Origin of the sequence: Geotoga petraea, assembly GCF_900102615.1 — a bacterium.
Taxonomy (GTDB): Bacteria; Thermotogota; Thermotogae; order Petrotogales; family Petrotogaceae; genus Geotoga; species Geotoga petraea.
In genome coordinates this window covers 134,767-147,395 of the sequence record NZ_FMYV01000006.1, presented here as the reverse complement: position 1 = coordinate 147,395, position 12,629 = coordinate 134,767, and the positions used below count along the sequence as shown (strand labels likewise).

The following is a 12,629-nucleotide window of genomic DNA, read 5'->3' as shown; positions in this document are numbered from 1 at the left end:
TGAGCATCCTTTATTTTAATTTTTGAAACATAACCAGAAAAGTCCAAATATATAGTTGCTTATAATATCCACCCAAATTATCTTTGATTTTTCCAAAATCTGCTATTAAAAAACCAAATATTTTTATCCCAATAACTATTACCATTTTATTATAGTTATCCATTCATGGTAATCCTCCTAAATCTTATAGATAATTTAGTAATAAAATTCCAAAACTAATAGCCATATCCAAAAAGAATATTTTATAAAAACTTTTATCTTCTTTATAAACCCATCCTGCTATAAATGCCAATAAAAATGTTAAAAAATAATCTTTGTTATAAAAATCAAGGTTTATCAACGAAAATACAAACACCAAAGATTGTATTATATTGAATACCCAAAAGTATTTTTCTTTTTCTATAATGTTTATTACCATTACCCTGAATATCATTTCATTTATAAATGGAAATATTATTAACCATATAAAAATATCTTTTGAATTTATTTCAGACACATTATCTGTTTGAACAAAAAAATATCCTATCGTAACTACAAGAAGAATAAGACCTATTAAAAACCTTTTACCCCATCTTTTGCTGTTGAAACTCATAATTTTTTTGAAACTTTTGTTTTTTATAAAATAAGAAATAATAACTATAAGCAAAGCTGGTATTAAAACATACAAGTTCGATACAAAAACCATAAGCAATACTGACAATGTGTATAACAATATCTCAAATCCGTTCTTTTTTATGTCCATATTCTTCCTCCTGCTAAATGCCAAAAAGGCTTTCGCCTTTTTTTACTTTTTATTATAAAGGTAATGAAAATATCAGAGTTAAAAATGTAAAAGTTATAGAGCTAACCAAACCTTTTTCTGAATAACAATATGTTGCCACAAGTGACACAAAAAATGTACTTATAATGAATACTGGAGATGAAGGCATGATAAAAAATGTCATATATATTAAAGAAACTAAAATAGCTGATGTTATTACTTTAACCCCTTTATTTTTTAATTCTTCAAAAATTACTGATCTTGACAATAATTCCAGAAATATTAATTGAATGAAAATAATTAAAATACTCAATATAAAATCTAAAACTAAATTAATTTGAGTATTGTAGGTTTCTAAATTCAATACAGATTCATATTTAAATAGCATAAATAAAAGTGATGAGGTAATGTCAAAAATAACGAAAATTATAAATCCATGAAAAAAAGATTTCTACACACTACCATATCCCGTATAATCCAAATAAACATTATACTTTTCTATATAAAATTTCTTTAATAAAAAAATATAAGAAAGATTAATAGTTATAATCAAAATCATAGACAACAAAAAGTTATTATCTATAAAATTTTCTGAAAATAAATAATTAATCAATAAATAACTTGCAATAAAAATAGTAATTCTTGTTAGTTTATTCATCTAACCCCCCCAATATATTTCTTCTTTTTTTAATAATAATTTGAAAATAAAAATAAATAAGCTAAATATATAAAAAGATCAATATTAATGAATTATATACAAAATGAATCATTATTGGATATAAAATATTTTCTTTTTTTATATATATATAGTTAAGAAACATACCCAAGATGAAAATATTCAAAAAATCTATAATATTAATACTATTAGAATGCATAAACGAAAATAGTATAGAAGTTATAAATATAGATATTAATGTATTAAATTTCAAATATTTTTTTAAAAAACCGTATATTACCCCTCTAAATAATATTTCTTCATATATAATAGCTATTGGGATATAAATTATAGACAAAATAATATCTATATTTTTTATAATAATATTGGTTTTATCAAATATTTGCATTTCTATTTTTTGAAGGTTCAAAGTCGAAATATTGTTTATAATATCCCAGTTGAAGTTAAAAAAATAAAATAAATTATCGTTTAAACTCAATAACCACTGATAAACAAAAATAATTAAATATAAAATAACAGTGTATAAAATAACTTCAAATACAAACTTAAATATTCTGTTTTTTTCTACCCAAGAAAATGAAATCATTTTTAGGTATTTTTTGCTTTTATATAAAAAATAAAAAAAAGCTCCTATTAAAACATACATAAACAAATTATATGGTACAATTACAGATATTATTTTTTGTATGACCAAAAATAATACAATTAAAAACAAAAATATTTTTTTATCCATAAATACTCCTTTACTAATTTAAGATACTTAAAGCTACCACAAATAATCCGAAAATATTATATAAAAGATGAACTATTATTGGGTATAATAAATTTTGTTTTCTTATATATATATAATTAAAAAAAGCACTTACAATTATCAAATCTATAATCCCCATATAAGTAAATCTCAAATGAAAAAGTGTAAATAATATTGAAGTAATTAATACAGAAATGATAATATTTATCTTAAAATGTTTTTTCAAAAGCCCATATATTACCCCTCTAAAAAGAACTTCTTCATAAATAGCCATTATTGGTAAAATAAGTAGAGATAAAATATAATCCATAGTGTTTATAAAAGTATTATCCATTTCAAAAAAAGGAATCTCAATAGATTTAATATTAAAAGATGTAATAACTCTAATAAACTCTCTTTCTTTTGATAATATGTCAAAAACATTATTGTTCAAACCTGCTAAATATTCAAGAAAAAACGAAATAAAAAGTGCTATGAATGTATAAATAATTATTTCAAATGTTGCTTTTACTATTTTACTTTTTTCTATCCAAGAAAATGAAATCATTTTTAGATATTTTTTGTTCTTATATAAAAAATAAAATAATATAAATATAAAAAAAATCATAATAATTTTGTAAGGGAAAAATAAATTGATAATCTTCACTGAAACCAAAAATAATATTATTAACAAGAAAATTTTTTTATCCATAAGTTCTCCTTTTTAAAAAGCCTTACAAAATATAAGGCTTAATTTTTATTTTATTTTACGTGTAGTATAATAATCATCACCAATTTTTTCTATAACAGTTCTTGGATTTGTTGGATCAATAATATCATCATCTATATTTCCTGCGATCCAGACCTCTCTAAAAGTTTCTCTATGCCATTCAGTAACTTCATAATAAATAGTTTTTGTTGTTCCGGCTTCAGCTTCTAATTCTATTACTATAAATCCTAAATTCACACTTATTCTACCAGTTACACTAAAATAAACATCTTTATGTTTAGTTTCTTGACTTACTATAGTATTTTCTTCCCATACTCTTAAAACAGCTGCAGCGTTTGGCGCTGGAGTTGGTTCATAGGATTTATCAATACTGAAAATACTAATACTAATAACCATTATTGCCACTATCAAAATTACTTTTTTCATAAATATCTCTCCTTTATTTTTTTATTTTATCTGGCCAGATATTTTTATTACTATAATTATACAGAAATCTATATGACATCAAAATTGAAAATGACCTTCTGAAAACCTTATCTATAAAGGGTCACAAATGTTACAAAATGAAATGTTGATCAATTAATTTTTTTGAACTTTGTGAAATCTCTGTAATTGCTATGATATATAGATTAGCTGTTTTGTTTCGAATCCGTGTTGAGAGTAAACTACTCTGAATATTGAGTTTCTGATTATTTATTTTGATTAACTTTTTTGTAAATATTTTCTATAATATAGTTTATAATAAATAATAAACATATAAAATCAATTGAATTTTATTCGGTAACCATTTCAATATGCTAAAATAAATATAGATATAAATATATTGTGGGTGTATATTAATGATTTTAAATACAAACAGTTTACTTGAGATAATTTCATACGGGAGATATTCAAAACCTTTTTTGAATTTTCTTATTGAAAATGACGATAGAGAAGATTTTGTTTATTTCTATAAAAGCAGAAAGCTTTCTTGGCTGAGAAAACATGAAGATACTTTTATTTTTTTAGAAAAAATAATAGATTCAACAGATAATAATTCTTTGAGGTTTTTATCTATTTCTTCCTTACTACAAAGTTATATTAATATAAAAGACTTAGATAATATTAAAAAATACTATAACTATCTAGTGGATAATTTTAAAAATATACCTGAACTTCTTAGAGGTAATATTTCAACTATCCTTATTAGTGTTAAAAACTCAATATATGATAGGAATTACAAGACTTTGAGAGCTTGGAGTCACAACCACAAAAAAGATTTAGCAAACAAACCTTTTAAATATTTTGCTCAAGCAAGAAAGAAAACGAAAGCAGGAGAACATGAAGAAGCATTTGAAATATATGACAGAGCTTTTGAAATAGCTTTATCATACCCTCATCCAACTGCTATATCAGTAGCGTTGAACGATTCAACCTGGAATATTAGAAATCATAATTTCAAACTTGCTAAAAAACAATGCAAAAAACTTGAATATTATGATGGTTATTATATCGGGGGATTAAACTTTTTGGATCAAGATTTTGATACAATCTGTCACATCAAAAGAGAAGAAAAAGATGTAAATTATCTTGAATATTACTATCTTTATCTATATTCAATTAATAAAATAAAACATTTTAACAAGTTTTATGAAAAATTAGATAACATGGTTTATAAAAATTCAAAAAACCTTAGATATCATTTAAAAAAACACTATTATAATTTAGACTCAAAAAATAGCTTTAATTATAATGATATTTATAATGAAATTATAAGAAACAAAAAGTCAGAAATAAAATCTGAAGAAATACAAAGTTTAATAACATCTCTTAAAATCTCATTCGACGCCAATCAACCAGACGCAATAAATTATGAATTACTTAAAAATCATATAAACATAAAATTTGATTCACTAAAAAAGAAATATTCAAGACTGCCTTTTATTAAAAGAAAAATATTTATTCTTTCAACATACATGGCTTATATAGAAACTCCAAACTTCATTAATTTAAAATATTTGTTTGATTACATAAAAGATGATTCCACCTGTTTTGATTACTATAACACCAACAACAAAAGAAAGAAGTTTTTTATTGATATTTTTAAACCTGTTGGCTTTTTAGGGGGAAGAAAAGATCTCATAATAAACGCTCTTAATGAAATGAGAAATAAAGAAAAAATAAATAATTTCTTTAACTTTTATTTGGATCTAAATTCTGAACAACAAAGTTTATTCAATATTTTTTTAAGAAATTACTCAAGATACCATATCGATTTCAGATTTTCTCTTAGAGAATATTTACCAGATATATTCTATTCAGACAATTCTGTTGAATGGAAGAGAATAATTAAAAACTTCTGTATGGATAATGGGTTGTTTTTCAGAACTGCTTTTATTGCTTTTTGGTGTTTTGATAAAGATAAAAGAAAGTTGTTTCTTGACATAATTAAAAGGACAAGCTATCATTAGCTCGTCCTGTTTTTATACTAACCTTACTATTGAATATATAACCAGTGTGTTTATTACTACATTTATTAATTTTATAACGTTTATTCTGTCATCTCGGAATATACTTACGCTAATTAGAATTAATATTATTAAATAATATATTATATACATTAAATCAATGTTTTTATAAAATGCATAGCTTATCAACGATTTTTTATAAATCATTAACTATCATAGTTTAAATCATACCATTTTGTTTGAGAACTCCATAATTTGTTATAATATCCATTTCTATTTATCAATTCTTCATGTGTTCCAGTTTCTATTATTTTTCCATCATTTAGTACTATTATTTTATCTACCAATTTAATCGCACCTAATCTGTGAGTTACCAAAAGCATAGTTTTTTTGCTGAATAATTCAAAGAATTTTTCATAAAGTTTTGATTCTTGAAAAGGGTCTATTGCACTTGTAGGTTCATCAAAAACTATCATTTCTGATCTTTTGAAAAAACCTCTTGCTATTGATAATTTTTGCCATTCTCCTCCAGATAATTCAATACCTCCAAAATCTCTACCTAAGTTATCTTCCAAAGAAAATTTATTTAATGGAAAACCACTTTTTATTAGAGATTGAACTATTTCTTGTTTATTTTTTTCACAATAATTTCCCATCAAAACATTCTCATAAACAGACATAAAATATCTATTAAAATCTTGAAACACAACAGATTTATCACTATACAAATCTTTTTTATCTATACCTTTGCTTTTTTCCCCATTGTATAAAACATTACCTTCTGTTGGAGTATATAATCCAAGTATGAGCTTAATCAAAGTACTTTTTCCTGAACCATTTTCTCCAACTAAAGCTATTTTATCCCCTTTATTTATTTCAATGTTTATGTTATTAACAGCCTTTTTAGTTGTATTCGGATATATAAAACTAACGTTATTAAGCTTTATGTTTTTAAATTTTTTATCTTTAATTTCGTTTCTTTTATTGTGTCTTATGTTCATAAAATTAAAAAATGGTTTTACCAAAAACACAAATCTATTTAGAAAACTGGTTAGTTCAAAAAACTCGTTTGTAAAATTTACAAGACTTGAAAAAGCAACTAAACTTGCAGTAAATTCACCCAAACTAATTTTTTGATTTATAAATAAATAACCGCTTAAAAAGTATGCTCCAAATTGAGATATAAATTTAATAATCTCAGAAAATATAACCAAAAAAATTTGACTCCTATTAAGGAGTTTTTCTTCCTCAATAAGATAGTTTATTTTTTCATTCCATTTATTCTTGACAAAGGTCATAATGTTAAATACTTTCAATTCCCTATTTGAGTTATATTTAATAAATAAATCATTTATACCTTCAAACTCTCTATTTTTTTGTGCATTCTTTATTTTAAATTGACTTATCTTTTTTCCAGTTATATAATTTTCAAAAAATATCGCAAAACTATTTAATAAAACGAATATCAACAAATATGGATTAAAAGATTTAATATTTAAAAATATAAATACACTCCCAAAACTTAATCCAATTATATATATAAATATTTCGATTATCCTATAAACATTTTGAGAAGCATTTCTTGCCTTTAAAATTTCTCTATACAATGAAGAATCTTCATATTTTTCGCCATTTATTTCGTCACATTTTTCATGAAGTTTGATTTTTGAAAGTTTTTCAAACTTAAGCATATTACCGTATTGAAGCAAGTATCTTGTATAATAAATTAAATGAAATCTATTGATCAATAAATATAAAAAATACATAGTTATTAAGAATATCAAAGGAAGTAATTTATTGGTATTATCAGGAAGAATATTTACAGAATCAAAAATATTTTTATTTAATATTATCCCAACAACGGGAAATGAATAAAACAGCAAACTAACCACTTGCATAATAATGAATTGTTTTTTTAGTAAAGGAAATCCAAATTTTAGAGATTCAAAAATTGTGTTATAAAAATTATATTCTTTTTTCATATAATCTCCTTTGCTCTTTATACATTAAACTGTACTCTCCATTAATTCCCATCAAATAATTATGATTCCCTTCTTCAATTATCTTTCCATCTTTTAAAACTAATATTTTATTTACAAATTTAGTTGAAGCTAATCTATGAGTTATAAAAAGGGTCATTTTACCTTTTAGCTCTTTATTGTAGACCTCATATATGATTGATTCAGAAATTGGATCTATGCTTGAAGTTGGTTCGTCTAAAACATTAAAAGATTTATCAGCGAACAATAATCTTGCCAACAATAATTTTTGCCATTCTCCACCCGATAAATCAATACCTTTTTCGTTAATTACAGTCAACAAAGTTTTTTCTTTTTTATCATAATTATTAAGAAAATTTCGAGAATTTATTTTATTCATTATCTCTTCAATTTTTTCAAGTTTTATTTCTTTTTCTATATTACCAATTTTAATATTTTCTTCAATATTGAATGGGAATTTAGTATGATCTTGAAATATTATCCCCATTAATTTTCTATAACAGTCTAAATTCAAATCGCGAATATTATAGATATCATTAACAACAATATCTCCTTTTGAAGGATTATAAAGTCCTAAAATCAGTTTAATAATTGTGGACTTCCCTTCTCCATTCAGCCCAACTAATGCATAATGTTTATCTTGTTCAATTCTAAAATTACAATCTTTAAGTATAAAATTATCTGTTTCAGGATATTTAAACCATACATTTTTAAAATCAATACTTTTTATATTTTTTACTCTTTTTTTATACTCATTTTTTTCTTCTTCTTTTTTCATGAAAATATCAAAATCTTTTATAAACGATTTATACTCAGAAACTTCTGGTAATTTATAAAACAATGATTTTACAGTGTTAAATAAATTATTCAAAGCTTCTACAATAGAAATGTAATATCCAACAGTAATAGTTTTACTCATTAATGGAAAAAGTAATAAAATAAAACACAAAAAAGTATAAGATAAAGATATAATTTCTGTTAATGCTTGAATTTTAAATCTTTTTAATCCATTCTTCTTATTGTTTTCTCTTGCTTTATCAAATTCTTTTCTAAATTTTTGATTCACAAATTTAGAATATTGAAAAATATTTTTTTCTAAAGCATAATCTCTTTCTGTTAGAATTTCCGAATAGTAATTTGATTTCCTAACATTACGCATGTATTTAGACCAAAATCCATAAAGATTTTTACCTTCTTTTAGATTGAGATAAACTCCAAAAATCAAAAAAAATAATATAGGCATGATCAAAAATATATTTAAATCTTTCAAAAGGTATATTGTTCCTGCTATTTGTATGATGCTCATAATAAAACCATTGATAATATTTATAAAATCAATGGCTTTTTCATCTGCTTTTTCTAATCTTTTTACTAAATCTTGTGTTTTTTGATTTTCTAATACCTCATATTTAATATTACTCATTTTTTTCATCAACAGAGATTTAGTTTCTTTTTTATATATAACTTTCATTTTTTTATCAAATATTTTATTGATAATATTTGATAAATAAGATATTAAATAACATACCCCTATTAAAGAAAGCAAAATAAAACTATTTTTTCCATTATCATATACAATGGAATTTATAAAATCTTTTTTCAATATAATATTGTAAATAATGAAAAAAGAAGATAGTGAACTTATAATAATTTTTATAGTTGTAAAAAGGTATATTTTTTTGTTTTTTATGATTAAAATCGGTTTATTCATTTTTTATCCTTTATAAAATTTAGTTTTTAACCATGAAAAAATAATGATTTATTTAACTAAAATCCCTGCAGTCCATTTTTTCGAGATTTCTTTTCTAAAACAACAAAAGATACGATCCCTAAAAATAAATAAAATAATGTTAAAGCAATTAATACTATGAACTGATTTTTAATATCCAAAATTGTTTCTGTACCTATTAAAAAATGTCTTACTAAATCAAGTCCCCAAGTGAAAGGAAAAATATATGATATTATTCTTAAACCAAATGGCAAAATAGTTACAGAAAAAAACATTCCACCAATTAAAGGCGATGCATTTCCTAATAAACTAACCAACTCATCTCCATCTTTTAATTTTAATGTCAACCCAAAAAATAAGAATACAAAACCAAAAGATGCTATTATAGAAATTATCAAAACTAAAATAGACATTAAAAAATTATAAATAGTAAAATCAGTAATACTAAAAATGATAGATAATATCAAAATAGGTATTGATTCAACAGTTACTTTTAAAAAACCCATAACAGACCAGGAAAATATATATCCAAAAGAACTAATTGGCATTATAAATATTTCTTCTAATTGTCCAACTTTCATAAGATATCTAAGATGAAAAATAACATTCCATAAAACTTCTACATAATTCCAGTAAGCTGCTCCCAAGATAATAAACCCCATCATTTCTATAAAACTTTTTTCTTTTGAAAAAAAACCTATCATTCCAGACTTAGTTCCAAAATAAAGCATGAAAGCAACTGGCAAAATTGTAAGTAAAGGGGTTAGAAATTGCCCGTACCAATCAATTTTATATTTTTTAGCATTTAAAATATTTGCTTTTGTTAGAAATAAACTGTTTACCATGATTCCCACCCACCAGATTTTCGAGTTTGATTTTCCACTTTTTTTAATAAATATAAACCCAAAAATAGATATGTGAAACTAACTATATTTAGAATTAAAAATGAAATTATATTATTAGAAAAATTGCTATTAATAATGTTTCTTCCAATCGATATAAGATAACTTAAAGGAATTATATATGAAATTGCTTTTAGATATATCGGAAACAGGCCTATATCTGTCGTCATACCTGAAAAAACTCCTAAAAAGTATTGAATGGTTGTATTTATACTATTTATTCTTCTTTTCCACAAAGCTAACGCGGCATAAAAAAATGAAAAAAATGTTATGTATAAACCACTTATCAGCAACAATACAAAAATTGGAACAATGTTATTAATTTTTATTCCATTAAATATAAAAAATAAAAATGTGAAAAATGATAAATATAAGTTCATTATCAAAGTGTCAAACCCTTTAGCAAATAAAAAGGTAGATAATTTCACTGGAGATATAATAATAGTTACTAATGTGCCTTCCATTCTTTCTTCTCCAAAACCATCACCAACTCCAAAAAAGTATTGAGTCAACCAATACCAAAGAAGTGTTCCAATTAATACTTCCTGAGATAATGACTCTGTACCAATTAACTTTGTTGAAAAAACGTATGGAGATATCATAAAAAAAGGAGTTAAAGCCATATTTAACCAAATAGATTTATATTTGCTTCTTATTTTTAGATCTTTTTTCACAAGATAAAAAATTTCTATCATCATTTTTCACCTTCACTTAAAATATTGGAGTAATAGCTATAAATATCGCCATTTGAATTATTTTTTATTTCTTTCATTCTTTTTATGAAATCAATTTTCCCATCTTTTAAATGCATTATTTTTATGTCATCATTAAAACCATGAAGAATATGACTTATCATGATTATAGTCAAACCATTTTCATTTAGTTTATTCAAATAAAAAATCATTTCTTCAGTTGCTTTTGGGTCTAACCCGTTTAAAGCTTCATCAATAAATAATGTCTTTGGTTCATGAATCAATGCCTTACAAAGCATTAATTTTTTTCTCATCCCTGTAGAATAATTTTCTACTGGTTTGTCTATATGATCGATTAAATTAAAATATCTCAATAGTTCAATTATTTTTTCTTTCTTTTTATTTCTTTTAACACCATAAATCCCACCAAATATATCTAAATTTTCTCTTCCAGAAAGCTTCCAATACAAACTTCTTTCATTAGACATTACCACTCCTATTTCTTTTGATATCTTTTTCCAATCTTTTTTTACATTAAAATTATCAATTTGAACATCTCCAGAATCTGGTATTAAAAGACCTATTAATATTTTCAAAAGTGTACTTTTTCCAGCACCATTTTCACCTGTGATCAATACAAAATCTCCATCTTTAATCTCATAAGAAATTCCATTTAATACTTTACTATTATTAAATGATTTACTAACTTCATTAACTTTAATCATATATATCCTCCCCATCCTTTAAAAGAATTACGTATTATTCTTTTAAATTATACAGAAATCTATATGACATCAAAATTGAAAACGACCTTCGGAAAACCTTATCTGTAAAGGGCTACAAATGTTACAAAACGAAATGTTGATCAATTAATTTTTTTGAACTTTGTGAAATCTATGTAATCACCCTGATATATAGATTAGCTGTTTTGTTGCGATTCTGTGTCGAGAGTAAACTATTCTGAATATTGGGTTTCTGATTATTTATTTTAATTAACTTTTTTGTAAATATTTGCTATAATATGGTCTATAATAAATAATATACATATAAAATAAATTGAATTTGAAACAAAAACAATTCAATACGCTTAAATAATAAACAGAACAAGCTATCATTAGCTCGTCCTGTTCTATATTAGACTTACTATTGAATATATAACCAGTGTGTTTATTACTACATTTATTAATTTTATAACGTTTATTTTTTTATCTCGGAATATACTTACGCTAATTAGAATTAATATTATTAAATAATATATTATATACATTAAATCAATGTTTTTATAAAACGCATAGGTTATCAACAATATTTTTATTAATTGCACTAGTATTTCTGTTGGTAATTTTAGTTGTTTACCAAAGTTGTTTTTTGAAAAAGTCTTCATCATTTTTTCGTATTTTTCGTTTATTTTTTCATATGTTATTTCTGATTTTATTATCTGTATTTTTATTACTCTATAATAAAATATTGGATCAAATAATACGAATAACGCTATATATATTAATGCCATTATAAACTTTCCAGATAATATTGGAATGATTAATAATAGAAAAACATTCCCCATAAGTAACATAGTTCCCATTAAAGAAATAATTCCAAATTCTTTTTTTACTTGATCACTAAAAGTATATATGACTGTAAAAACAGAAAATAGAAATAAAAAACTATAAGCTATATCATTATCCACAGCATATTTTAATACATGTTTTTTGTCATAAAAATAAAAAAATAACACTATTAATGTCTGTGTAATTAATGATAATACTCTATCATTAGTATTTTGCTCAACTAAGGGTTTTATTATTTTCACAAATATGCTCCTTTTCTTATTTTGTTTGTATATATACTATTATTTTTAAAAATTATCTCTTTTCTAAATATTAATTTGCCTAATATATAAAAATCAACATAGTAATTTCCATTATTATCATGTATTTTTTCTAAATTTCTATACATTTTTAGA

At 23.1% G+C, this 12,629-nt stretch carries 15 protein-coding genes; 1 reads left to right on the top strand and 14 read right to left on the bottom strand.

What is annotated here, in order from left to right; translation table 11 throughout:
• Nucleotides 1–10: 10 nt before the first annotated feature.
• The 7 genes from BLS00_RS10615 to BLS00_RS08200 all read right to left on the bottom strand — a co-directional run bounded on the left by BLS00_RS10615 (nucleotide 11) and on the right by BLS00_RS08200 (nucleotide 3,322).
• Nucleotides 11–163, bottom strand: coding sequence for a hypothetical protein (locus BLS00_RS10615; protein ID WP_176759878.1), 153 nt, complete (start codon nucleotides 161–163; stop codon nucleotides 11–13).
• Nucleotides 164–184: 21 nt separating this feature from the next.
• A complete protein-coding gene (locus BLS00_RS08220; protein ID WP_091404712.1) occupies nucleotides 185–742 on the bottom strand; it encodes a CPBP family glutamic-type intramembrane protease in 558 nt (185 codons plus the stop codon).
• Nucleotides 743–794: 52 nt separating this feature from the next.
• Entirely contained in the window at nucleotides 795–1,148 is a 354-nt protein-coding gene (locus tag BLS00_RS10520; protein WP_143012950.1) for a CPBP family glutamic-type intramembrane protease, read from the bottom strand.
• Between the two features lie 63 nt (nucleotides 1,149–1,211).
• A complete protein-coding gene (locus BLS00_RS08215; protein ID WP_091404710.1) occupies nucleotides 1,212–1,418 on the bottom strand; it encodes a hypothetical protein in 207 nt (68 codons plus the stop codon).
• 61 nt (nucleotides 1,419–1,479) lie between these two features.
• Nucleotides 1,480–2,169, bottom strand: a complete 690-nt coding sequence (locus BLS00_RS08210; RefSeq protein WP_091404707.1) for a CPBP family intramembrane glutamic endopeptidase — start codon at nucleotides 2,167–2,169, stop codon at nucleotides 1,480–1,482.
• 13 nt (nucleotides 2,170–2,182) lie between these two features.
• Nucleotides 2,183–2,794, bottom strand: a complete 612-nt coding sequence (locus BLS00_RS08205; RefSeq protein ID WP_176759877.1) for a CPBP family intramembrane glutamic endopeptidase — start codon at nucleotides 2,792–2,794, stop codon at nucleotides 2,183–2,185.
• 129 nt (nucleotides 2,795–2,923) lie between these two features.
• Nucleotides 2,924–3,322: a hypothetical protein gene (locus BLS00_RS08200; RefSeq protein WP_091404702.1), complete on the bottom strand. Its 399-nt coding sequence runs from the start codon at nucleotides 3,320–3,322 to the stop codon at nucleotides 2,924–2,926.
• A gap of 413 nt (nucleotides 3,323–3,735) precedes the next feature.
• On the opposite strand from BLS00_RS08200, the gene BLS00_RS08195 reads away from it, so the two are divergent.
• Entirely contained in the window at nucleotides 3,736–5,346 is a 1,611-nt protein-coding gene (locus tag BLS00_RS08195) for a hypothetical protein (protein WP_091404697.1), read from the top strand.
• A gap of 203 nt (nucleotides 5,347–5,549) precedes the next feature.
• Here the strand turns inward: BLS00_RS08195 and BLS00_RS08190 are convergent, their stop codons facing one another.
• From BLS00_RS08190 to BLS00_RS10610, 7 genes are all read right to left on the bottom strand, one after another.
• Nucleotides 5,550–7,325, bottom strand: coding sequence for an ABC transporter ATP-binding protein (locus BLS00_RS08190; protein WP_091404693.1), 1,776 nt, complete (start codon nucleotides 7,323–7,325; stop codon nucleotides 5,550–5,552).
• On the bottom strand, nucleotides 7,309–9,054 hold the full coding sequence (locus tag BLS00_RS08185) for an ATP-binding cassette domain-containing protein (RefSeq protein ID WP_091404690.1): 1,746 nt from the start codon (nucleotides 9,052–9,054) through the stop codon (nucleotides 7,309–7,311). Before BLS00_RS08185 ends, BLS00_RS08190 begins: the two co-directional genes overlap by 17 nt.
• 56 nt (nucleotides 9,055–9,110) lie before the next feature.
• Nucleotides 9,111–9,917 carry an ABC transporter permease gene (locus tag BLS00_RS08180; RefSeq protein WP_091404687.1) on the bottom strand — a complete coding sequence of 269 codons (807 nt, stop codon included), beginning with the start codon at nucleotides 9,915–9,917 and terminating at the stop codon, nucleotides 9,111–9,113.
• Entirely contained in the window at nucleotides 9,911–10,672 is a 762-nt protein-coding gene (locus BLS00_RS08175) for an ABC transporter permease (protein ID WP_240724371.1), read from the bottom strand. Before BLS00_RS08175 ends, BLS00_RS08180 begins: the two co-directional genes overlap by 7 nt.
• Entirely contained in the window at nucleotides 10,669–11,391 is a 723-nt protein-coding gene (locus tag BLS00_RS08170) for an ABC transporter ATP-binding protein (protein WP_240724370.1), read from the bottom strand. The genes BLS00_RS08175 and BLS00_RS08170 overlap by 4 nt, the downstream gene beginning before the upstream one ends.
• 404 nt (nucleotides 11,392–11,795) lie before the next feature.
• Nucleotides 11,796–12,476, bottom strand: a complete 681-nt coding sequence (locus tag BLS00_RS08165; RefSeq protein WP_091404684.1) for a hypothetical protein — start codon at nucleotides 12,474–12,476, stop codon at nucleotides 11,796–11,798.
• A complete protein-coding gene (locus BLS00_RS10610) occupies nucleotides 12,473–12,622 on the bottom strand; it encodes a hypothetical protein (RefSeq protein ID WP_167849062.1) in 150 nt (49 codons plus the stop codon). Before BLS00_RS10610 ends, BLS00_RS08165 begins: the two co-directional genes overlap by 4 nt.
• Nucleotides 12,623–12,629 lie beyond the last annotated feature (7 nt).

What these genes read in the sequence shown, in the direction of transcription:
- BLS00_RS10615 (WP_176759878.1), bottom strand. Translation starts at nt 163, where the DNA reads ATGGATAACTATAATAAAATGGTAATAGTTATTGGGATAAAAATATTT.
- BLS00_RS08220 (WP_091404712.1), bottom strand. Translation starts at nt 742, where the DNA reads ATGGACATAAAAAAGAACGGATTTGAGATATTGTTATACACATTGTCA.
- BLS00_RS10520 (WP_143012950.1), bottom strand. Translation starts at nt 1,148, where the DNA reads ATGCTATTTAAATATGAATCTGTATTGAATTTAGAAACCTACAATACT.
- BLS00_RS08215 (WP_091404710.1), bottom strand. Translation starts at nt 1,418, where the DNA reads ATGAATAAACTAACAAGAATTACTATTTTTATTGCAAGTTATTTATTG.
- BLS00_RS08210 (WP_091404707.1), bottom strand. Translation starts at nt 2,169, where the DNA reads ATGGATAAAAAAATATTTTTGTTTTTAATTGTATTATTTTTGGTCATA.
- BLS00_RS08205 (WP_176759877.1), bottom strand. Translation starts at nt 2,794, where the DNA reads ATGATTTTTTTTATATTTATATTATTTTATTTTTTATATAAGAACAAA.
- BLS00_RS08200 (WP_091404702.1), bottom strand. Translation starts at nt 3,322, where the DNA reads ATGAAAAAAGTAATTTTGATAGTGGCAATAATGGTTATTAGTATTAGT.
- BLS00_RS08195 (WP_091404697.1), top strand. Translation starts at nt 3,736, where the DNA reads ATGATTTTAAATACAAACAGTTTACTTGAGATAATTTCATACGGGAGA.
- BLS00_RS08190 (WP_091404693.1), bottom strand. Translation starts at nt 7,325, where the DNA reads ATGAAAAAAGAATATAATTTTTATAACACAATTTTTGAATCTCTAAAA.
- BLS00_RS08185 (WP_091404690.1), bottom strand. Translation starts at nt 9,054, where the DNA reads ATGAATAAACCGATTTTAATCATAAAAAACAAAAAAATATACCTTTTT.
- BLS00_RS08180 (WP_091404687.1), bottom strand. Translation starts at nt 9,917, where the DNA reads ATGGTAAACAGTTTATTTCTAACAAAAGCAAATATTTTAAATGCTAAA.
- BLS00_RS08175 (WP_240724371.1), bottom strand. Translation starts at nt 10,672, where the DNA reads ATGATGATAGAAATTTTTTATCTTGTGAAAAAAGATCTAAAAATAAGA.
- BLS00_RS08170 (WP_240724370.1), bottom strand. Translation starts at nt 11,391, where the DNA reads ATGATTAAAGTTAATGAAGTTAGTAAATCATTTAATAATAGTAAAGTA.
- BLS00_RS10610 (WP_167849062.1), bottom strand. Translation starts at nt 12,622, where the DNA reads ATGTATAGAAATTTAGAAAAAATACATGATAATAATGGAAATTACTAT.